The sequence below is a fragment of the Paraburkholderia aspalathi genome (assembly GCF_905220735.1).
GTDB lineage: Bacteria > Pseudomonadota > Gammaproteobacteria > Burkholderiales > Burkholderiaceae > Paraburkholderia > Paraburkholderia aspalathi.
Genome location: NZ_CAJNBA010000008.1, coordinates 139,167 through 159,599 on the forward strand (window position 1 = coordinate 139,167; position 20,433 = coordinate 159,599).

At 62.4% G+C, this 20,433-nt stretch carries 19 protein-coding genes; 6 read left to right on the top strand and 13 right to left on the bottom strand.

The window, feature by feature from the left end; all coding sequences use genetic code 11:
• Positions 1–112 precede the first annotated feature (112 nt).
• Positions 113–1,918, top strand: a complete 1,806-nt coding sequence (locus KHO30_RS33075; protein WP_211703447.1) for an acyl-CoA dehydrogenase — start codon at positions 113–115, stop codon at positions 1,916–1,918.
• A 75-nt stretch (positions 1,919–1,993) separates the two neighbouring features.
• Here the strand turns inward: KHO30_RS33075 and KHO30_RS33080 are convergent, their stop codons facing one another.
• Together KHO30_RS33080 and KHO30_RS33085 are read right to left on the bottom strand one after the other, a co-directional pair.
• Positions 1,994–2,887, bottom strand: coding sequence for an IclR family transcriptional regulator (locus tag KHO30_RS33080; protein WP_244864192.1), 894 nt, complete (start codon positions 2,885–2,887; stop codon positions 1,994–1,996).
• Between the two features lie 102 nt (positions 2,888–2,989).
• A complete protein-coding gene (locus tag KHO30_RS33085; RefSeq protein WP_211703448.1) occupies positions 2,990–4,282 on the bottom strand; it encodes an MFS transporter in 1,293 nt (430 codons plus the stop codon).
• A gap of 203 nt (positions 4,283–4,485) precedes the next feature.
• On the opposite strand from KHO30_RS33085, the gene KHO30_RS33090 reads away from it, so the two are divergent.
• The gene (locus KHO30_RS33090) at positions 4,486–4,854 is read left to right on the top strand and encodes a BON domain-containing protein (protein WP_093644505.1); all 369 of its coding nucleotides are present in this window, start codon (positions 4,486–4,488) and stop codon (positions 4,852–4,854) included.
• Between the two features lie 102 nt (positions 4,855–4,956).
• On the opposite strand, the gene KHO30_RS33095 is transcribed toward KHO30_RS33090, so the two are convergent.
• From KHO30_RS33095 to KHO30_RS33120, 6 genes are all read right to left on the bottom strand, one after another.
• Entirely contained in the window at positions 4,957–6,105 is a 1,149-nt protein-coding gene (locus KHO30_RS33095) for a DUF1501 domain-containing protein (protein WP_211703449.1), read from the bottom strand.
• A 5-nt stretch (positions 6,106–6,110) separates the two neighbouring features.
• A complete protein-coding gene (locus KHO30_RS33100) occupies positions 6,111–7,655 on the bottom strand; it encodes a DUF1800 domain-containing protein (protein ID WP_211703450.1) in 1,545 nt (514 codons plus the stop codon).
• A gap of 73 nt (positions 7,656–7,728) precedes the next feature.
• Positions 7,729–8,262 (bottom strand): periplasmic heavy metal sensor, encoded by a 534-nt coding sequence (locus KHO30_RS33105; RefSeq protein ID WP_200621109.1) that lies wholly within the window; start codon positions 8,260–8,262, stop codon positions 7,729–7,731.
• Positions 8,259–8,678: a hypothetical protein gene (locus KHO30_RS33110; protein WP_211703451.1), complete on the bottom strand. Its 420-nt coding sequence runs from the start codon at positions 8,676–8,678 to the stop codon at positions 8,259–8,261. The genes KHO30_RS33105 and KHO30_RS33110 overlap by 4 nt, the downstream gene beginning before the upstream one ends.
• Positions 8,675–9,235, bottom strand: a complete 561-nt coding sequence (locus KHO30_RS33115) for an RNA polymerase sigma factor (protein WP_211703452.1) — start codon at positions 9,233–9,235, stop codon at positions 8,675–8,677. The genes KHO30_RS33110 and KHO30_RS33115 overlap by 4 nt, the downstream gene beginning before the upstream one ends.
• 47 nt (positions 9,236–9,282) lie before the next feature.
• Positions 9,283–9,603, bottom strand: coding sequence for a YXWGXW repeat-containing protein (locus KHO30_RS33120; RefSeq protein ID WP_093644580.1), 321 nt, complete (start codon positions 9,601–9,603; stop codon positions 9,283–9,285).
• Positions 9,604–9,983: 380 nt separating this feature from the next.
• Between KHO30_RS33120 and KHO30_RS33125 the strand changes: the two genes are divergently transcribed.
• From KHO30_RS33125 to KHO30_RS33135, 3 genes are all read left to right on the top strand, one after another.
• On the top strand, positions 9,984–11,774 hold the full coding sequence (locus KHO30_RS33125; RefSeq protein ID WP_200652801.1) for a phospholipase C: 1,791 nt from the start codon (positions 9,984–9,986) through the stop codon (positions 11,772–11,774).
• A gap of 200 nt (positions 11,775–11,974) precedes the next feature.
• On the top strand, positions 11,975–13,426 hold the full coding sequence (locus KHO30_RS33130) for a cytochrome-c peroxidase (RefSeq protein WP_211703453.1): 1,452 nt from the start codon (positions 11,975–11,977) through the stop codon (positions 13,424–13,426).
• A gap of 83 nt (positions 13,427–13,509) precedes the next feature.
• Positions 13,510–14,202: an HAD family hydrolase gene (locus KHO30_RS33135; RefSeq protein ID WP_211703454.1), complete on the top strand. Its 693-nt coding sequence runs from the start codon at positions 13,510–13,512 to the stop codon at positions 14,200–14,202.
• Between the two features lie 37 nt (positions 14,203–14,239).
• On the opposite strand, the gene KHO30_RS33140 is transcribed toward KHO30_RS33135, so the two are convergent.
• Positions 14,240–14,632 carry a carboxymuconolactone decarboxylase family protein gene (locus tag KHO30_RS33140; protein ID WP_093644519.1) on the bottom strand — a complete coding sequence of 131 codons (393 nt, stop codon included), beginning with the start codon at positions 14,630–14,632 and terminating at the stop codon, positions 14,240–14,242.
• Positions 14,633–14,907: 275 nt separating this feature from the next.
• Between KHO30_RS33140 and KHO30_RS33145 the strand changes: the two genes are divergently transcribed.
• The gene (locus tag KHO30_RS33145) at positions 14,908–15,156 is read left to right on the top strand and encodes a hypothetical protein (protein WP_093644521.1); all 249 of its coding nucleotides are present in this window, start codon (positions 14,908–14,910) and stop codon (positions 15,154–15,156) included.
• Between the two features lie 85 nt (positions 15,157–15,241).
• Here KHO30_RS33145 and cysS read toward each other — a convergent pair whose 3' ends face one another.
• The 4 genes from cysS to KHO30_RS33165 all read right to left on the bottom strand — a co-directional run bounded on the left by cysS (position 15,242) and on the right by KHO30_RS33165 (position 20,398).
• A complete protein-coding gene (gene cysS / locus KHO30_RS33150; protein ID WP_211703455.1) occupies positions 15,242–16,627 on the bottom strand; it encodes a cysteine--tRNA ligase in 1,386 nt (461 codons plus the stop codon).
• A 241-nt stretch (positions 16,628–16,868) separates the two neighbouring features.
• The gene (locus KHO30_RS33155) at positions 16,869–18,296 is read right to left on the bottom strand and encodes a mannose-1-phosphate guanylyltransferase/mannose-6-phosphate isomerase (protein ID WP_093644525.1); all 1,428 of its coding nucleotides are present in this window, start codon (positions 18,294–18,296) and stop codon (positions 16,869–16,871) included.
• 65 nt (positions 18,297–18,361) lie between these two features.
• A complete protein-coding gene (locus tag KHO30_RS33160) occupies positions 18,362–19,045 on the bottom strand; it encodes a GNAT family N-acetyltransferase (RefSeq protein ID WP_211703456.1) in 684 nt (227 codons plus the stop codon).
• A 15-nt stretch (positions 19,046–19,060) separates the two neighbouring features.
• Positions 19,061–20,398 (bottom strand): aminotransferase class I/II-fold pyridoxal phosphate-dependent enzyme, encoded by a 1,338-nt coding sequence (locus tag KHO30_RS33165; protein WP_211703457.1) that lies wholly within the window; start codon positions 20,396–20,398, stop codon positions 19,061–19,063.
• Positions 20,399–20,433 lie beyond the last annotated feature (35 nt).

Genomic DNA, 20,433 nt, shown 5'->3' on the forward strand with positions numbered 1-20,433 from the left:
TACCCGAATACCGCACTTTTCAATCGAGCCGCGTCTATGCGATTTCGTGGGTTTCCGCGCTTGTCGCGTAGTTGTTCTGCATAGCGGCTCACCTTTGGACGGGTCTTCTCCCATGCAAGATGCGCTGATCATCAACTCGCGTGATCTGGAATTCCAGTTGTTCGAAGTGCTCGAGGCCGAGACGCTCACGCAGCGCGCACGCCACGCCGACCACACTCGCGAGACCTTCAATGCGGCGCTCGAAACCGCTCATGCGGTCGCCGCCGACAAGTTCGCGCCGCACAACCGTCTTTCGGACGAGCAAGAACCGCAATTCGACGGTCAACGCGTCACGATCCTCACCGAGGTCAAAGACGCACTCGACGCGTTCCGCTCTGCCGGTTTTCTTGCTGCAGGCAAAGATTACGAATGGGGCGGCATGCAGTTGCCCTCGGTGATTTCCTTTGCATGCCTGTCGCTCTTCAAGAGCGCCAACATCGCCACCTCGTCTTACGCGATGCTGACCACGGCGAATGCGAACGTGATCGAGCGCTTCGGCAGCGCCGCGCAGAAGCGCAAGTATCTGCAGGCTCTATTCGAAGGCCGCGCGTTCGGCACGATGGCGCTGACCGAGCCGCAAGCGGGCTCGAGCCTCTCGGATCTCGTCACCAGTGCAACGCCTAACGAAGACGGCACCTATTCGATCCGCGGCAACAAGATTTTCATTTCGGGCGGCGATCACGAGCTGAGCGAGAACATCGTTCACCTGGTGCTGGCGCGAATTCCCGGCGGGCCCCCAGGCGTCAAAGGCATCTCGCTCTTCACGGTGCCGAAATTCCACGTGAATGACGACGGCAGCCGCGGTGCGCGCAACGACGTTGCGCTCGCGGGCTTGATTCACAAGATGGGCTGGCGTGGCACCACGTCGACGATGCTGTCGTTCGGCGAACGCGGCGAATGCATTGGTGAACTGGTGGGCGAACCGCATCACGGCCTCGCGTATATGTTCCACATGATGAACGAGGCACGCATCGGCGTCGGTCTCGGCGCGGTCATGCTCGGCTATCGCGGCTATCTGGCGTCGCTCGATTACGCACGCGAACGGCCGCAAGGACGTCGCCCGGATAACAAGAATCCGCTCGATCCGCAATTGCCGTTGATCGAACACGCCGATGTGCGCCGCATGCTGCTCGCCCAAAAGGCGTATGTGGAAGGTGCGTACGCGCTGTGCCTGTACGCGGCGCGCCTCGTCGACGAACAGAACACCGGTGAAGGCGACACTGCACGCGCCGAAGCGGGCCTGCTGCTCGATCTGCTGACGCCGGTGGTGAAGTCGTGGCCTTCACAGTGGTGCCTCGAAGCGAACAGTCTGGCGATCCAGATTCACGGCGGTTACGGCTATACGCGCGAATATCCGGTCGAGCAGTTCTACCGTGACAATCGCCTGAATATGATTCACGAAGGCACGCACGGTATCCAGGCGATCGATCTACTCGGCCGCAAAGTCGTGATGAAACAGGGTGCGGCGCTTAAGCTGTTAGGGCGTGAAATACAGCGCAGCGTCGAATCGGCTCGCGCTCATCCGGCACTGCAAGCGTATGCCGATTCACTCGTCCAGGCATGGAGCGAATTGACCGGCACGGTTGAAGCGTTATTGCCTACGCTCGCCAGCGAAAGCGAACGTGCGCTCGCCAACGCGAATGCTTTTCTCGAAGCGTTCGGGCATATCGTGATTGCATGGACGTGGTTGCGGCAGGCGATCGTTGCGAGCGCCGCGTTACCTGAAGCGAAGAGTGAAGCCGACCGTGACTTCTATCGCGGCAAGCTGCATGCGTGCCAGTGGTTCTTCCATTGGGAATTGCCGCGCGTCTCGCTGATGCTTGCCACGCTGCGCAGTCTCGACGATACGACGCTCAGCATGGCGCCTCAGTGGTTCTAAACGCTGCCGCTCAGTGCGGCTTCAACGCGGCGTTCGATGCGGCTATCGACGCCGCTTGATACCGCCTGACTCCGCTCAATGCGACAACGCGACTTCCAGCTGCGTCACCACGTCGATCAGACGCGGCCGCACTTCTTCGAGCAGGAACTCTTTGGAGAGTTTGAACGAAGGTCCGCCGACATTGATCGCCATGATCGGCAGCTCGCCACCCGGCTGGAAAGCACGCGCGATGCCGTTCACCTCTTTCTGCCAGTCCCCGAACGAAGTCGTCACGCCGAGCGTGCGGTAATCTTCGAGCGCATTCTCGATGCCGCGGCGTGTTTTCGGCCACTGGACGTGATCGAGCTCACGCACCTGCTCCATAAAGCTGAGACGGTCGTGTTCAGGGATCGCCGCGAGCCACGCGCGGCCAATCGCCGACGTGGCGACCGGAATACGCGAACCGACTTCCAGCGTCAGCGTGAGCGCCACCGAGGCCCGGCAATTTTCCACGTAGATCATCGAGAGCCGGTCGCGCGTACCCAACGACACAGTTGCGCCGACGATATCGGCCAATTCCTGCATCACCGGCCGGGCAATCTTGCGGACATCGAGCCGCGCCAGCATCGCGCTGCCCAGCGCGAGCGAAGCCGTGCCGAGCCGGTACTTGCCGCTCTCTTTCAAATGAATCAGATAGCCGAGCAGCGTCAGCGTGTGAGTCAGACGCGATACGGTCGATTTCGGCAGCTTGCAGCGCAATGCGAGTTCCTGATTGCTCAGCGATTTGTCGCCTGAGCGAAAACACGCCAGCACCTCGAGCCCGCGCGCGAGTGCCGTGACGAAATGCCGGTCGTCCTTATGCGCCTCGTGCGCCGTCCGGCTCGCGAGAACCGAATTCGCGCCGGCGGATGCAGCGGGTGTCTGCTCACCGTCTCCCGCGCTCGGGTCCTCGACCGGATGATCGATCGGACTGTGATTGGTTTTGCTCAAAATGAAACACGCTCCCGCGAAACGGCACCATCTGAAGGACAAACCATAGTCCGGAACGGGGTGATCCGGGCTGCGGAATTATAGACAAATGCAAAAAACCGCTCAGACTTCTTCTTTCGGCGCAGCAACCACCGGGCTGAAGAAATAAATGACGGCGCCGATTGCAAGCGGCACGACGGTCACGGAGAACAGCGCCGAATAGATCCCCGCGTTCGATAGATGCGCCTGTTTTGCGACACCCGCGATCCAGCCGAAACAACTGCTGGTCAGCGCCACGCCGAGAAAAACGAGGCTATTGAGCAAGCCCAGACCGAGCCCGAGCCGGCGCGGTGCAATGATGGCGCGCGCTTGCGACATCACGAGCGGATGGATCGAGCCGACCGAGAACAACACGCAGATCAACGCGACACTGACGCCCCAGTTGCCGTCCGGGCTGACCGCGAGCACCAGTGCCGCCAGCACGCCGGCAATCAGCCACAGCAACGAGATAAGCTTGGGCGCGCAGAACCGCACGACCACCGGAATACAGAAAGATGCGGCGATCCCGATCACGCTGGTGACGGTCATCGCATTGCCGCGCGCGATGACGTCGAAGCCGTACACGTCGGCGAGATACGGCCCACCCCATGACGTACGGAACGTGCTGCCGACCGAAAGCGCGAGGCAGGCCGGCATCAAGGTCCAGAAACCGGTGCGCCGTTTCACTCCGCCTGCCGCGTGTTGCGATGCAGCGAGGCTTTGCTCATGCGCGGCCGCATCGCGCCGGCGCACGAAACATACGACGCCAAGCGTCGCGCATAGCATAGCCAGCGCAGCGGTAACCATGACCGGCCGCCAGCCGAAGCTGGCCGTCGCTCGGCTCAGCGGAAACGCGGCCAGCAATGCGCCCGCCATGCCGATCGCACTCGCCGTCGTGACAGCACGCACATTGCGCGTGCCGTGGCCGGAATGCAGCACGTAGTTGAGCAACCCCATAAAGATCGGCGCGCAACCCAGTCCGATGCCGGCTTGCGCGACGAGCGCCACGGTTGCGTTCGTCGTCATCGAAAGAATGCCGGCGCATGCAGCGCCGATGCCCATCAACAACGCGGTCGGGCCGCGCACGCCGTAGCGGTCGAACATGACACCGACCGGCAGTTGCGCGATGGCGAACACGAGGAAGAACGAGCCCGCGAACCAGCCGAACATCTGCGGCGAGAAATGAAAATCGCCGATCAGCTGGGTGGAAATCACAGCGATATAACTACGGAAAAACTGACTCAGTACATAGCTGAAGGTCAGTGCCCACAGGCCATAATCGATCGACGATGCAGCGGCTTCCGTGCGTGTTTCGTGTAGTTGTTCCTGTACGCCATCAGACATCTGCGGTACGCCCTGGATGATCGAAGCCGTCATGATAGGCGAATCGGGCGACGGGCGGCCAGGTCAGTTTTTTCAACGCTCGCGCGTTTGCTGGAGTATTGTTTAAGCGCGCCGGGAGCTTCACGACGTCACTCTTCTACAAGACCGGAGGCCCCACGCGGGCGGAAAAGTGCTTGCAGGCGCATGTTTTTTGCATGCAACGATGCGAAATCAACTTTTCGAGGAATGGAGAAAACGTGAAAACAGTCAATCTATTGAAGGCGCTCGGCATCGCATTGTGTGTGGCGACTGCGTCCAGCGCCTATGCCCAATCGAGCGACGCGATGGCGTCTGGCACCATGGCGGCGCCGGCTCCGAATTCGAAAGCGATGAAGAGCACGGACCGCAAGTTGGGTCTGGCCGTGCGCAAGGCTTTGGGAAAGGCACAGGGTTTTGATGTGTCGAACGTGTTTGTCCGGGCGCGCGGCGGCGCGGTGACGTTGACTGGCACGGTGCCCGATGGCGCGCAAATCCCACAAGCTGAGGAAATAGCCAAGGGTGTTTCAGGCGTGACCTCGGTGAACAACAAGCTGACGCTCGGCACGCAGGGCGGCGGCGGGGGTTGATCGCGTCTGACGATTGACGATTAACGAAAGCCGGGTAGTGACGATGGATAGCGCCGCAAGAGCCAATTTGCGGCGCTGTCTGTCGTTCTGGCGGTTTTCAGCTTATGCGCGCACGAGTCCTGTCATAGGGTGCATGCCTGCGGTCTGGCCAAACAATCTAGCGGCGGTACGCTGCGGATCGAGTCCGAGGCTTTCGCTTGCGGCGCCGGCGAGCAACGCATCCAGCGACATCGTCGGCTTGAGGTCGCGCGCTTCGTAAAGGTCGCCCGGTTTCAGGCCAGGCCAGTCGGCGAGCACACGTCCGCCCGCCACCGCGCCACCCAGCATCATCGCCACCGAGCCGGTGCCATGATCGGTGCCGCCCGTGCCATTGGCGGCGGCGGTTCTGCCGAACTCGGTTGCCACTACCACGGTAGTCTTGCTCCACAACGGCCCCATGCCGTCACGCAACGCGGCCAGCATCGTGTCAAGCGCTTTCAGCTGATTGGCGAGGCGTGCGTTTTGCGCCGTGTGGGTGTCCCAGCCACCGGTTTCGATCATCGCAATTCGCGGACCATCGTCGCGTGACAGAAAACCGGCGGCGAGCTTGCCGAGGCTCGCCGGGTCCTGACGCGCTCCGGCGTCGCCCGCGAGTCCGCGCGCGGTCATGGCCGACTCCCATAGCGGGCGCAATTGCGCATCCTGGTCGTACAACTGCGAGACCCGCATGAGCAGATCGTCAGGCGCCTGCGGCAACCCCGAGGGCGCGTACGAGGTCACCGCCGCGCTGCCACGCAGCGCTATCGGCACGGTCGGCGCGAAGGCGATCGCGTTCTCGCGCGTGGCGGGCATCGATGCAACGAGCCGGTTCAGCCAGCCGTCCTTCATCTGATACGGCGAGGTGCCGCCGGTCTCCAGCACGTTCTGCCCGTCGAAGTGCGAGCGGTCGCGATACGGCGATGCCACTGCGTGCACGAACAGCGCCTGGCGATCCCCATACATCGCGGCGGTCTGCACCATTGAAGGATGCAGCGCGAACGTGCCGTCGAGACGGGTCGCCTTGGACGCATCGATCGCAAGCGCACCGCGCAATGTCGCGTAGGCGGGTTCGGCGTACGGCACGACGATGTTCAGGCCATCGGCTGCGCCGCGCTGGATCACGAACACGAAGCGGCGATCCGTTGCGACGCTGGCAAACGCAATTCGCGGCGATACGAGAATCGCGCCCGCGCCGGCAGCGGCAACGCTCAAAAATTTGCGGCGTGAAAACATGGCGTTCATCTCCGTTGAAAATCCGGCGAGACCAGCAGCAGCGCGATCGCGGTCGATGCGCTTTCGGCACGCGATACGGCGGTGGCAGTCGGCGCACTGAGCGAGCCGGCCAGCAAGGTCTGGCCGAGCGAGCGCGCATCGAGCCGGTCGCCGACCCGCGACGCGAAACGCTGCGCCACTTCGACCCGGCGCACGAGCGCATCAGGCGCGGCCCAGCTTGCGGCAATGTCGTCGTAGCCCGCAGGCGAACCTGGGCGCCACACTGGTTGACCGAGTTGCGTCAGGATGGGCGCGGTCTGCATGTTGCCGATGTCCTGCCAGCCGAGCCCGCGCATCGAAGAAATGGTCCATTCCCACGGAGTCTTGAACTTCACCGCGGCCGGCGACCACGCCTGCGGCATGTCGAGCAGCGTCCGGTACACGGTCGGCAGATCGCCGCCGCTGCGCGCGAATGCACTCGCCAATCGCTCGCTCACCGCCGGTGGCGGATTATCCGCGACGAAGTGACGGGCGAGCTTGCCGCCAATGTGCTGCGCCGTCGCGGGCGAGCTTGCGAGGTCGTGCAGTATCGCCAGCGCCTGCTCTTCTCCCGGCTGGTCGTAGCGGCGGCCCATGATGGTGCGCGAACCCGGCTCGTGCAGCGCGACGCGAAACACGAAAGTGCCTGGCGCGGCGTTCGTCTGCAGACCCTGCCCGCGCGGGTTACCCGAATTGCCGGGGTTGCCGGCGAGGCTCCAGCCGGTCAGCGCACGGGCGAATTCGGTGACGTCGTCCTGGGTATAGCCGCTGCGCACGCCGAGCGTGTGCAGCTCCATGATTTCGCGCGCCAGGTTCTCATTCAGACCGCGTTTGACATTCGGATTGCGCTCCGCTGCGCGCATGGCTGCCATGCTGTCCGGTCCAACCGAACGCGTCTGATCGAGAAATAACTGCATGGCCGGATGACGTTCGACGGCGACCAGCATGTCCTCGAAACGGCCAAGCACGTGCGGGCGGATCGCTTCCGCTTCGAATGAACCGGCCAGCGCCGCGACGCCGGGTTTTTCCGTCGACACCGCGAAGTGGTTCGCCCAGAAATGAACCAGCCGCTCGACGAAAGGCGTCTGCGTAGTCAGCGCGCTTGCGACCCGCGCGTTCACCGCGGAACGGTACATGTCGAGAATTTCGCCTCGCAGCGCTTTTCGTTCGGCTTGCTTAGCAGTTTGTGCAGCGGGTTCTGATGCGCCCTGCCCGATGGTTTGCGGGTTGGCCGGCCCATTGGTTTGCATGCTGACCTGCGCGTTCGTCTGACTGGCGGCTGCGCTTTCATTGACGTTCTGCTGGGTCTGCCGATTCAGTTGATTCAGCTGCATGCGCTGTTGTACGAGCTCGCCCGACAGCGCCACCGAATCAGGCTGGCTCGCCCACGCGGCAGGCCGCGGCTGATATTGCTCGAACTGCGCGAGCAGCCATCCCTTCGGGTCGGCGGGCGGCGTATCGTCGGCCCGCGCGCCGAGGCCGAAACGATTCAGCGCAATCGCCGCGGCATTCAGGTTCGGTGATGTGGCCATACCATCCTCTTCGGCGTTGGATATTCTTTAAACGACCGCCACGCTCAAATCCGTCGCGGCCGTTCAGAATTTTTTATTCGCCCGACGCTTCACTCGAAGGTTCACTTGCGGCCGGCTTCGGTGGCTTGTTCGCATTGGCGGCCGGCTGCGGTTCACGCCATTGTCCGCGCAGCTTCAGGCTGTCGGCGAATGCGACGCGCTCTTCGGGCGACAGCGTCGCCGCAAAATCCGCCACACTGCCCTCCACTTGCGCGCGCAAGCTGCTGTCGGCCGCACGCGTGCGGGCCAACGCTGCGTCCAGTGCCGCGCGATCGAACTGCGGCGCGGCGAGCAGGCGCAATACTTCATGACGCCCTTCGCGGCCATCGCGGGCATATTGCCGGCCCTCGCGGCGCGCATTCTTCAGGCCGTCGATGAAAGCCTTCTGACGCTCGGCCGGCAGCGTTTCGGCGGCAAAGCGCAGCGCAGTGCGCTGCTGCGCCAGCACCGTGGTGGTCGCGCCATGCGCCGCAAACCATTGATAAGCACCTCCGACAATCGCGCCCAGCAGAAACACGTTGAGCACCAGCGAAGCCACCAGCACGATTTTCCATGACCGGCCGTTCATTCGCCGCTCCAATCGGCGGATGAACCACCGAAGCTCGAAGTTAAATAAGAGGACTCATGCACTTGCGGAACCGTCCCCGTCAAAACGAAGAACGAGACCGCAAAGGCGCCGGCCACGCCGCCCAGCACGCCGACGCCTGCCACCGCCGCACCCGACCACCACAATTTCCGGCGTGGTGCGCTCGGCCGCCGTCCGGGTGCGCTGCCGATGATGCGCTGCTGCAAGGCCGCGCGAGGCGGATCGACCTTGTCGGCGGCCAGCAAGGCATCGATGCCGGCCGCGTCGGCCAGCAACACGTCGGCCTCGGCACGATGCGTAGCGGCCCAGACCTCTGCCGCTGCGCGTTCCTGTTGCGGCCAGCGGCGCGGATCGGCGCCGTAGGCTTCGACGATCTGATGGAATCTTTCGGGCGTCATGACTTGTCCTTGCTAAGGCCGCTGCCGGCCAGTTGGGCGCGCAGATTGCGGCGCGCACGTGCCAGCAGACTTTCCAGCGCATCGACCGTGATGCCCATCAGGGCGGCAGCGCCGATGTTCGACATTTCCTGGTAGTAATTCAGCACCAGCGCCTCGCGCTGTCGTGCCGGCAATGCGGCGAGCGCCTCGCGAACGCGCTCGTCCTGGGCGCGCGCTTCGAGCGCGGCGTCGGGCAGCGCAGCGGGGTCGATCTCGTCAGGCATGTCGTCTTGCGGGACTTCGCGGCGGCCGCGCAGACGGTCGTAGCAAAGATTGAGCGCGACACGATGGACCCAGGTATCGACCTTCGCCTCGCCTTCGCGCCAGCGCGAAGCCTGTTTCCAGATTCGCACGAAGACCTCCTGCGCCACGTCTTCCGCTTCCATGCGGTCTCCCAGCATGCGCGTGGCGAGCGCGAGCAGACGCGGCAGCTTGCGCGCGACGAGCGAGCGGACGGCGGCCGGGTCTTGCCGGGCCACCCCCTCGAGCAATTCCGCATCGGGATCGCGTTCGCTCAAGGCATGCGGCTCCAAAGCGAGCCAAAGAGCACCATGGCGCTCAACGTTCAGGCCCAATGCCCTTCGACCCAACGCCAGTTTGGTCCGCGCTGCACCCAATGCCCCGGCACCCAGCGATAGCCGACACGCACCGGCTGCCAGTGGCCGGGCACCCACACATAACGGCCGTGCTCCCAACGCCAGCGGCCCTGATCCCAGACGTAACCCGAACGCGGCGCTGGCATCACTTCGACGCGCGGCGGTGGCGGCGCCATCGGCGCGACGATCACCGCCTGCGCAAAGGCAGGCGCCGCCGTCAAAGCGGCAGCGCACGTAATCGCCGCAGCGAGCACGGAAGTCAGAGGGCGGACCGGTTTGGTCGATGTCATGTTGGATTTCTCCCATAAGAGCCGAAGCCAGAAGCGGCTGCGTTTCTTCTTGAACGCCGCAGCCGCGAAAATCCGTCGTTCTCCGTCGCTCTGAATGGCGCTGAAAGAAACGCGCCGCTGCACGCGAATCATGGAGACCGCAACAGCCTTCCCATCCAGGGCCCGCGCAAGCGGAACGACAGCAAAAGTTATAGAAATGAATGGCAACCGATAGGTGGCGTAATGTTCGCGCCCTCAAATCTTAATCAGCGGGTGTTTCAATGCGGCCAGTTTCTAGCGGTAAGACCCTCAGCTGTATTTCTAACAATATCCCCAGCGAACATCCACACGTGCATTACCTGGAAACGCTGAACGGCGAAGTCGAATCTGGAGCCAGTCACATGTTCCGTAGAACCCTCTTACCCATCCCGTTGGCCGCGATGCTTACGCTCGCTGCTTGCGGCAACAATAGCGTGAGTTCGACGGCGTCCGCGCCGCCGGCTGCATCGACACCGACAGTCACGGTGTCCGCGCAGGATGCCGTCACGACAGCCACGCCGATCAAACACGTGGTGGTGATCTTCGGCGAGAACGTCTCGTTCGACCACTACTTCGCAACCTACCCGCAGGCCAACAACCCGGTCGGCGAGCCGCAATTCACCGCAGCCGCAGGCACGCCGTCGGTCAACAACCTCAGCACCAACAACCTGATCACCGCGAACCCGAACGCGCTGTCGACCTCGCCGAACACGGCGGGCCGCACGGTGGGTTCCGTGACGGTCGCGGGTCTCGGCCTGCCGGCCGCCGACCTGCTGCCGTTCCGTCTCGATCGTTCGCAAGCCAATACGTCGAGCCAGAACCACGCGTATGCCGCGGAACAGCTCGCGTATAACAACGGTGCGATGGACTCGTTCCCGCTGTTCACGGCGGCAGGTTCGACGATCGCCGGCAGCACCGGCGCGTTCGCCACGAAGGGCCAGGTGCTCGGTTACTTCGACGGCAACACGGTCACGGCGATGTGGAACTACGCGCAGAACTTTGCGATGAACCAGAATGCGTACACGGACACGTACGGTCCGTCGACGCCTGGCGCACTCGAAGTCATCTCCGGCCAGAACAACGGCGTCGTAGTGACGGGCGGAACCTCGGCCAATGCGATTCCTGACTCGGCCGGCGGCTTCACGATGATCGGTGACCTGGATCCGACCGGCGACGTCTGCACGATCGCGGCAGGCAGCACGGTGACGGGTGCGATGACGTCCAAGAACATCGGCGACCTGCTTAACGCGAAGGGCCTGACGTGGGGCGGCTTCATGGGCGGCTTCAACCTGACGACCACCAATGCCAACGGCACGACCGGTTGCGCACGCTCGACGTTCTCGCAAGTCCTGAACGCGACCAAGACCGACTACGTGCAGCATCACGCGTGGTTCCAGTACTACGCCAGCACGGCCAACCTGAAGCACACGCGTCCGACGTCGACGGCGCTGATCGGCGCGACCGACCCGCTCGACAACACGGCAACGCCGGTTCACCACCAGTACGACACCGACGACTTCTTCACTGCGGTGAAGGCGGGCAACTATCCGTCGGTGAGCTTCCTGAAGGCGCCGGCAGTCGGCGACGGCCACCCGGGCAACTCGGATCCGATCGACGAGCAGGCTTTCGTCACGAAGGTGATCAACTTCCTGCAGCAACAGCCTGACTGGAAGAACACCGCCGTGATCATCGCCTACGACGATTCGGACGGTTGGTACGACCACCGCTACAAGGCGCCGACGAGCGCGTCGTTCGACTCGACCACGGCGCAATCCGCTGGCGGCGCAACGATCGCCGGCAGCGACAACCTGAGCGGCACGGGTCAGTGCACGGCAACGGGCGCGGTGCAACCGCAGGGCGTGAATGGCGGCGCAGTGAACGGCCGTTGCGGCCCGGGTACGCGTACGCCGTTTATCGTGGTGTCGCCGTGGGCGAAGGTCAACTTCGTCGACGATACGCCGATCACCCAGGCGTCTGTGGTCAGGTTCATCGAAGACAACTGGCTCGGCGGTCAACGCATTGGCAGTGGTTCGTTTGATGCAACGGCAGGCAGCATCATGAACATGTTCAACTTCTCGGGCTCGGGCAACAATCCGACAGTGTTCCTGGACGAGAACCTGGGCACGAAGCTGTCGGCGGCGCCGGCTAGCTGACCCGCAAACGTGCGGACTGCCCTTCCGGTGCGACTGCCGTCACGTCATGTACGAGCGCGGCTCGTGCATGACGACGCGACACGCAGCACGAGGAAGAGCACGAAACACATCAAGCTGTAGTTGGGCGTCGAGCCAGTGCAAACGTGCTGGCTCGATTTGCTTTTTGGTCGCACCTGATCGAATCACTTGTCACTACCGCCATGAATCATCCTTCAGACGCCGTGCTGCCCCCGCATCTGCCTGCCGGCGGTGAGCCGGGTCCCGTCATTACCCGTCGCGCCTGGCTCAGGCTGCTCGTGTGGAGCGCCGTCGGCATCGTGCTCGCGCTCGCCGTGGTTTGCGCGTACGCGCTCGTCTACCCGGAACGGATGCCGCCCGCAGTGGGTTCGATCGTCGAGGAAATCACCGGCGCGAATCCCAATCCGGTTCATTTGATGGGTCCGCAAGACGCGCCGCTAAGCGCGGTTGCGCTGCTCGGCAAACAGATTTTCTACGACCAGACGTTGTCGGCCTCGGGTACGCAGTCGTGTGCGTCGTGCCACTCGGCACAGCATTCGTACGCGCCGGATAACGCGTTTCCGGTTCAACTCGGCGGCGCGCACATGAATCAGGCCGGCTATCGGCCGCCGCCGTCGCTGACGTATCTGTACCGTCAGGCGCCATTCAGCATCGGGCCGGATCAGGGCGATACGGACGTGCCCGTCGATATGACCCAACTGGCCTCACAGGCCGCCGGCGTGCAGCGCGCACAGAAGACGGCGCTTGCCGCACCCGCCGCGCCGGCGATGGTGCCGCAGGGCGGCCTGTTCTGGGACGGCCGCGCCGATACGCTGCAAATCCAGGCAATCGGTCCGCTGATGAATCCAGTGGAGATGGCCAACGCGACGCAAGAGGATGTCGCGCGCAAGCTGCTGCAAACCAAATATCTGGACCAGTTCAAACAGATCTTCGGAGCGGGCATCGTCAACAATCCGAGCCTGCTGATCTCGGAAGCCATGTTCGCAGTGGGACGGTATCAAACCGAAGATCAGTCGTTTCATGCTTTTACCAGCAAGTACGATTACTGGCTCGAAGGTAAAGCGCGGCTGACCCACGCCGAATTGCATGGCTTGCAGTTGTTCAACGATAAGGACAAGGCTAATTGCGCGGGTTGCCACTTGAGCCAGCCCAGCAAGGATGGCTTGCCGCCGGTGTTCACCGACACGCAGTACGAGGCGCTTGGCGTGCCGCGGAATCCGGCCATTCCGGCCAACAAGGATCCGAAGTTCTTCGATATGGGCGTGTGCGGGCCGTTCCGTGACGACATGAAGAAGGAGACGCAGTACTGCGGGATGTTCCTGACGCCAACCCTGCGCAATGTTGCCGAGCGCAAGGTGTACTTCCACAACGGCGTGTATCACGACCTCAAGCAGGTCATGGACTTCTACAACCTGCGCAACACGGCGCCCGAGAAAATCTATCCGCGCGATGCTTCGGGCAAGGTACAGAAGTACAACGATCTGCCGGCGCAGTATCACGCCAATGTCGACGTTGCCGATGCGCCGTTCGATCGCAAGTTCGGGGATCAGCCGGCCATGACGGATCAGGACATTCAGGACATCATCTCGTTCATGAAAACGCTGAGTGACGGGTATAAGGCTGCAGGGTCCTGATTCCATTGGGGCCGTTGCGCAGCGTCGCGCGAGCCGGTGAGGTATCCTTGCCGGTTCCGCGACCACTTTCCGTACCCTGCCCGATGGCCGATTTCCCTTTCGACGCCGTACTTTTCGACTGCGACGGCGTGCTCGTCGACTCCGAACCCATCACTAGCCGCGTGCTCACCGAAATGCTCGGCGAGTTAGGCTGGCAATTGAGCGTTGAAGAGGCGATGCAAATTTTTGTCGGCAAGGCCGTCAGGGATGAAGCCGCACTCATCGAAGCGCGCACCGGTTTCGCGATTACAACGGAATGGCTCATGCAATTTCGTGCGCGCCGCAATGAGGCGCTCGATCGCGAACTGGTGGCGATTGACGGCGCGGCGTCGGCAGTGCGCGCGCTTTATGCGTCGCTCAATGGACGCATTGCTGTCGCGTCCGGCGCGGATCGCATCAAAGTGGAATTGCAACTGGTGAAGGCCGGTATTCTCGACTGCTTCGAAGGGCGCATCTCCAGCGGTCATGAAACGCCGCGCAACAAGCCGTATCCCGATGTCTATCTCGCCGCGGCCGCAAGCCTCGGCGTAGAACCGCAACGTTGCGCCGTGGTTGACGATACCGTCACGGGCGTCACGGCGGGCGTAGCCGCCGGCGCCACAGTGTTCGGCTACTGTCCGAAAGAACTGAGCCACAGCAGCGCTACCGCCTTGCATGGCGCGGGCGCGGTTCACGTCTTCCGCGACATGGCCGACCTGCCCGCGCTGCTCGCCGGATGGCGCGGCGTACAGAGTTAAGCGCGGGGTTAAGCGCGCTCGCCCTTACTCGACGACCTTACTCGAAGGCGGGGTCGATCGGCACGCGATACCCCACCGCGAGGCGGTTGGTCTCATTCGCCATACCGACCACCGCCAGCAGTTCGCCAAACATCTCATCGGTCATACCCGCGCGGCGGGCCGCAGCCGTATGGCTCGCGACGCAGTACCCGCAGTTGTTCGTCACGCTCACCGCGACGTAAAGCAATTCCTTGATCAGCGGATCGAGCGCCCCCGGCGCCATCACGTCCTTCAGGCTGTCCCAGGTGCGCGCGAGCGTAGGCGGATGCTGGGCGATGTATTTCCAGAAGTTATTGACGTCGTCGACCTGGCGGGTCTGCTTGATGTCGTCATAGACGGCTTTGACTTCAGGCGAAGCTGCGGAATATTCGATGGCTTTCTGCTGGCTCATACATCCTCCTTTGCTTGCTAATGGAAATCGGCGATTCGTGCGCGAGTGGCGCGAGGTTACTTATTGTGCCCGCAATTCCGGCGGGCGTAGCTGTTGGTAGTGCACCAACACCATAGCGTCACGAGTCGGTGTATCTCAACCATCTTGCGCGCGCGAGATCGGTTGATGTGGACGCCATGCCGCTTTGCGGCGGATGGCATGGTGTGTGCAAAGGGAATCAATGAGCGCGGCGATACCCGGGCTCACTGTTAATCCAACCCTACCGGAGATCCACCATGAAAACGCTAGTTCTCAAAGATTTGCCCCGCGCCGATGAACTCGACCGCGCGGCTTCGCAATCCGTCCGCGGCGGCATCGCCTACCTCACGCGGGAAGCACCGTCTGCTTGCCCCGGCGGGATGATGCCGCCCATTGTCGTTCGGCGCGGCTGGGAGTGTCCGCCGATTCATTGGGGTTGTGGGCCTGTCCATGTCCCATACGGCAAGCCGCCTTGCCACTCCGAGCCTGTCGTGGTGCCGCTTTAGGCATCGCGAGAAACCGCGTGAAGCGTGAGGATAGACGGGCCAGCATGGCGGCCCGTCTACTTTTCATTGCCACGCCAGGATATCGTTACTTCCCTGTATCGCGCGGACGCAGCACCTGCCCACCCGGACCGTCGTCCACGAGCCAGCCCTCGGCTCTTAATTGCTCACGCAGACGATCAGCCTCGGTCCAGTCCTTGGCCGCGCGGGCCTTGTCACGCGCATCGAAGATAAGCGCGATATCGGCGGGAACATCAGGCACATCTTCCTTCCAGTCGGCGAGCCGGAGTCCTAGCACGGCGTCGAATCGATCGACCGTCGCCCGTCGCGTCGCCGCCGGGAGATCGCTTCTCACCACATCCCACAGCACGGCGAGCGCGCGCGGCAGATTCAGATCCTGGTCGACCTCGGCCTTGAAACGTTCGACGCTGTTCGCATCGGGCGCGCCTCCTTCGGGCCATTGCACATAGGCTCGACGCAAACGGTCCAACGCAGATTGCGCGGCATCGAGCGCTTCGAGATTGAAGCGCAGCGTGCTCCGATAATGCGCGCTGAGGCACAAGTAGCGATACGCGAGCGGATCGACGCCTCGATCGATCAACGTCTGCAACCGCACGAAATCGCCGCCCGACTTCGACATCTTGCCGGCGTCCAGCGTGAGGAAATGGCCGTGCATCCAGAAGTTCGCGAGGCGGGTTCCATGGCGTGCCTGAGTCTGCGCGATTTCATTGCTGTGATGCACGGCGATGTGATCCTCTCCGCCGCAATGAATGTCGAACCACGAGCCGAGGTATTTCGCCGACATCGCCGAGCACTCGATATGCCAACCGGGGAAACCCCGGCCCCACCGGCTATCCCACTCCATTTGCCGCATGGTGTCCGGCGGACTGAATTTCCATAGCGCGAAATCCGTTGCGTGCTGTTTCTCTCCTAACGCCACACGCTTGCCGGCCTGCAGGCCGGCGACATCGAGACGTGCGAGAAAGCCGTAATCGTCCTGTTTGCTCGTGTCGAAGTAGACGCCGTCGGCCGTGCGGTACGTATAGCCGTTGCGTTCGAGGTCGGCAATGAAATCGATCTGCTCGACGATGTGATCGGTTGCGCGGCACCAGAGGGCAGGCTCGAGCAGGTTCAACGCGTGCCAGTCGCTCATGAAGGCTTCGGTATATCGCTCGGCGATCGCCCACGCCGATTCGCCGGTGCGGCGGCTGCCCTTCTCCATTTTGTCTTCGCCTTCGTCGGCATCGGAAACCAGATGGCCGACGTCGGTGATATTGACGACGTGCCGCACGGTGTAGCCGTTCAATGTCATCACGCGGCGCAGCACGTCTTCGAATACGTAGGTGCGAAGGTTGCCGATATGCGCGTGGTCGTACACGGTTGGACCGCAGCAATACAGCCCCACATGGTCCGCTTGAATCGGCGTAAAAGCGCGTAAGGTGCGCGACCATGTGTCGTACAGGACGAGTGGCATGTGAATTCCTGTGGTGTTGAGCGCGTTAGTGAACGTAAGTGCGTGAGAGCGAAAACGAAAAGATCAAAACAAAAAGCCACCGGTCTTGTGACGGGTGGCCTCAGGAATACGGACGTGTACAGATCGACTCTCTAGACGCAAGCTCCCCTTGGCAGGCTGCAACAGCATGCGTGCAAAGAATGCGAACGGGAATGGATAGATGCGATCATGGAAACGATGCTAACGTGTGTTTCGAGGCCCGTCAATCTCGAACACGCCCATAGGTGTCTTCGAAACGCACGATGTCGTCCTCGCCGAGATAGGCGCCGGACTGCACCTCGATCAACTCGAGCGGAATCTTGCCCGGATTCAGCAACCGGTGCGTCACCCCAAGCGGAATGTACGTCGATTGGTTTTCGGTCAGGATGATCTCTTTGTCGCCGTTGGTAACGAGCGCGGTGCCCTTGACGACGATCCAATGCTCCGCACGATGGTGATGCATCTGCAAACTCAATTGCGCGCCGGGGCTGACGACGATGCGCTTGACCTGGAACCGGTCGCCGCTATCGATGCCTTCGTACGATCCCCATGGCCGCACCACGCGACGGTGCGTGACCGACTCGTGACGTCCCATGGCATTCAACTGCGCGACGATCTTTTTGACGTCCTGCGCCTGGTCGCGATGCGCCACGAGCACGGCATCAGCGGTCTCGACGATCACGACGTTATCCAGCCCGATCGCAGCCACCAGCCGGTGTTCAGCGCGGATGTACGAATTGGTCACGGCGTCGGTCAGCACATCGCCGATCAGCGCGTTGTACTGTGCATCGCGCTCCGCAATGTCGGCGAGCGCCGTCCACGAGCCGATGTCGTTCCAGCCGAGATCCGCCACCGCGACCACGGCGGCGCGCTTCGTTTTTTCCATTACGGCATGGTCGACCGAGATGTTGGGACAGGCCGAGAAGCTTTGTGCTTCGAGACGGACGAAATCGTTGTCGCGCTGCGCACTCTCGAGCGAAAGCTCCGCCTGCTTCGCGATTTCAGGCTCGTAGCGCCGCAGCTCCTCCATGTAGGTGGACGCTTTCAGCATGAACATGCCGCTATTCCAGTAGTAGCTGCCATCCTCAAGAAAACGTTGCGCCGTCGCGGCGTCCGGCTTCTCGACGAAGGAATCTACCGCGAAGGTTGGCTCGCCTTCGACAAGGCTCGCGCCTGAACGGATGTAGCCGTAGCCAGTGTGCGGTTCGGTTGGCGTAATACCGAACGTGACCAGATAGCCGTCTTTGGCAATCTGCGCTGCGGCTTCGGCCGCTTTAATGAAAGCCGCTTCGCCTTTAATCACGTGATCGGACGGCAGAACGAGCAGCAGCGCGTCCGGGCTTTCACGCATGGCCAGCAACGCCGCTACCGCGATAGCAGGCGCCGTGTTGCGGCTGGCCGGCTCGAGCACGATCGCCGACGAGACGACATCGACCTGGCGCAACTGCTCGGCCACAAGAAAGCGCTGCTCATTGTTTGTGACGACGATCGGCGATGCGACGTCGGCGATACCTCGCAGGCGCAGGGCGGTTTGCTGAACCAGGGTGTTTTCGCCCGTCAACTTGAGGTACTGCTTCGGATATCCACCGCGCGACATTGGCCACAGCCGCGTGCCGCTTCCACCGCAAAGAATGACTGGATAAATATGCATGGTCTTTTTCTCTTTTCTCTCTAGATATTGTTTGAATGTGCGCGCCCTGCTCCCCCGGCCCCCATTCAAGCCCGGCGCATAAGCTGCATTCGTACCGATTCCAGTTCCTGCGGCAAACGGCGCGAGATTGGCGCCCGGCGTGGCAGTTCGACAAAGCCCAGGCGTTGATACAGATCGTACGCACGCCGATTGCTGACCAATACGTCCAGTACGATCTGCCGATCGGGCTCGACGTGTATCAGGTCCGCGCGCAATACGCTGGTAAATAGCGCACTGAACACACCCATACCCCGCATCTGTTCATCCGTCGCGCAATGTGCAATCAGCGTTTGTGACGACTTCGGTGCGGGCAATTCACTCTCCAGCACGAGCCCACGCAACAGCATGCCCACGGTGCTGCGCACGCCAAAAAACACCGTCAGCATCAGCGCAACATGAGGATCGTCAAACCAGATGGTCCTGCCGTCATGCATGGCAAGCACAGCCAATACGTTATCGTCGCCCGTCACGGCGACGCGGTGCCGCCGGTAGGAGAAACGGCCGTGTTTCGACGTGAACGCGAATTGCAGAAACTCGATGCACCGATGGTCGGGTTCGCCGAGAAAGAACCCGAACTCACGCACACCCGAGGCGAAGATCAACCGCGCGCACGCCTCTGCGTCTTCTGCTCGCGCCGGGCGGAACTGCAAAGCACCCGCTTCCTGCCCCTGCTTTGATGTGCGAGCGCGCTCTGATTCAACGGCGTACATGGCGAGTGTCCCTCTTTAACGCGGCAGGCGCTTGAGCGCCGCGATGGTTCGACTGATCTGTTCCGGCTCATGCGTCGAACAGATAAAAAACCGCAGACGCGCCGCCTTTTCTTCGACGGCGGGATAGAAAATCGGCTGTACGTTGATGCCTTCAGCAAACATCGCGTTGGCCCACTGCGCGGCTTTCAAGGTGCTGCCGGTAATGATCGGCACGACTGCATAACCGGCGCTCTTGCCCGTGTCGAGACCCGCGGCGCGCGCTTCGTCGAGAAACTGCTTGCCGCGCGCACGCAGCAGCGCCACCCGCGCCGGTTCAGCAATCAGCCGTTCGAGCGCTGCAAGCGACGCTGCCGCCAGTGCAGGCGCAAGGCCCACGCTATACAGGAAGCCGGGCGCGAGATGCCGCAAGATATCGATCAGTGCCTGCGAGCCGGCGATAAACCCGCCGCATCCCGCAAGTGTTTTGCTGAGCGTGCCCATCCAGATATCGACGTCGCCGCTCGCCACGCCGCAATGCTCGCGAACGCCCCGGCCTCGCTCGCCCAGCACGCCGAGCGAGTGCGCCTCGTCAACCATCAGAAACGCGGCATGCCGGCGCTTGATGTCGACGAATTGAGCCAGATCGGGTATGTCCCCATCCATGCTGTACAGGCCTTCGATCGCGATCAGCACACGCCGGTAATCGTGCCGTACGCGTGCGAGCAGCGCATCAAGCGCCTGCCAGTCGTTGTGCGGAAAACTCAGCCGTTTCGCACCGCTCAATTGCGCGCCCTGCACGATACTGTTGTGCGCGAGTGAGTCATGCACGATCAGATCGCCGGGACCGAACAGCGAGCCGATCACTGTCACGTTGGTGGCATGGCCGCTCACGAACACGACGCAATCGTCCACCTCGTACAACGAGGCAAGCGCCGCTTCGAGTTCGCGCTGCACGGGCCGCTCGCCCGCCACCATCCGGCTCGCCGATGCCGACGTACCGTAGCGATCAATCGCTTCTTTCGCTCGCGCGGATACGAGCGGATCGCCGGCAAGGCCGAGATAGTTGTAGTTCGCGTAGTTCAGATATTGCGCGCCGCCAATTTGGGTGGTCGCGCCCGCAATACCTTCATGCACGCGAAAAAACGGCGACTCCACCTGCAGCTTCTCGCCCATCTGCCGCAATATTTCGACCTGCTGATAACCCGGCATGGTCTTGAAGCTGCACAGAGCAGCGCGCGAAACGTCTTGCGCCGCGCGTGTGCCACCGGCGGGCAACGGCGCGCCAGGGGTCTGCGCCTCTTCGGAGACGCGCTCCAATTGCCGCATCAACGCCTTCGCGGCGAGTTGCTGACGGATATGATCACCCAATCCCATGCTGTTCAGATAACCCTGTGAGGTGCCGGCCTGAT

What these genes read in the sequence shown, in the direction of transcription:
- cysS (WP_211703455.1), bottom strand. Translation starts at nt 16,627, where the DNA reads ATGCCACTCGTCCTGTACGACACATGGTCGCGCACCTTACGCGCTTTT.
- KHO30_RS33155 (WP_093644525.1), bottom strand. Translation starts at nt 18,296, where the DNA reads ATGCATATTTATCCAGTCATTCTTTGCGGTGGAAGCGGCACGCGGCTG.
- KHO30_RS33100 (WP_211703450.1), bottom strand. Translation starts at nt 7,655, where the DNA reads ATGGCCACATCACCGAACCTGAATGCCGCGGCGATTGCGCTGAATCGT.
- KHO30_RS33075 (WP_211703447.1), top strand. Translation starts at nt 113, where the DNA reads ATGCAAGATGCGCTGATCATCAACTCGCGTGATCTGGAATTCCAGTTG.
- KHO30_RS33165 (WP_211703457.1), bottom strand. Translation starts at nt 20,398, where the DNA reads ATGGGATTGGGTGATCATATCCGTCAGCAACTCGCCGCGAAGGCGTTG.
- KHO30_RS33085 (WP_211703448.1), bottom strand. Translation starts at nt 4,282, where the DNA reads ATGACGGCTTCGATCATCCAGGGCGTACCGCAGATGTCTGATGGCGTA.
- KHO30_RS33145 (WP_093644521.1), top strand. Translation starts at nt 14,908, where the DNA reads ATGAAAACGCTAGTTCTCAAAGATTTGCCCCGCGCCGATGAACTCGAC.
- KHO30_RS33130 (WP_211703453.1), top strand. Translation starts at nt 11,975, where the DNA reads ATGAATCATCCTTCAGACGCCGTGCTGCCCCCGCATCTGCCTGCCGGC.
- KHO30_RS33095 (WP_211703449.1), bottom strand. Translation starts at nt 6,105, where the DNA reads ATGTTTTCACGCCGCAAATTTTTGAGCGTTGCCGCTGCCGGCGCGGGC.
- KHO30_RS33120 (WP_093644580.1), bottom strand. Translation starts at nt 9,603, where the DNA reads ATGACATCGACCAAACCGGTCCGCCCTCTGACTTCCGTGCTCGCTGCG.
- KHO30_RS33125 (WP_200652801.1), top strand. Translation starts at nt 9,984, where the DNA reads ATGTTCCGTAGAACCCTCTTACCCATCCCGTTGGCCGCGATGCTTACG.
- KHO30_RS33160 (WP_211703456.1), bottom strand. Translation starts at nt 19,045, where the DNA reads ATGTACGCCGTTGAATCAGAGCGCGCTCGCACATCAAAGCAGGGGCAG.
- KHO30_RS33105 (WP_200621109.1), bottom strand. Translation starts at nt 8,262, where the DNA reads ATGAACGGCCGGTCATGGAAAATCGTGCTGGTGGCTTCGCTGGTGCTC.
- KHO30_RS33135 (WP_211703454.1), top strand. Translation starts at nt 13,510, where the DNA reads ATGGCCGATTTCCCTTTCGACGCCGTACTTTTCGACTGCGACGGCGTG.
- KHO30_RS33140 (WP_093644519.1), bottom strand. Translation starts at nt 14,632, where the DNA reads ATGAGCCAGCAGAAAGCCATCGAATATTCCGCAGCTTCGCCTGAAGTC.
- KHO30_RS33110 (WP_211703451.1), bottom strand. Translation starts at nt 8,678, where the DNA reads ATGACGCCCGAAAGATTCCATCAGATCGTCGAAGCCTACGGCGCCGAT.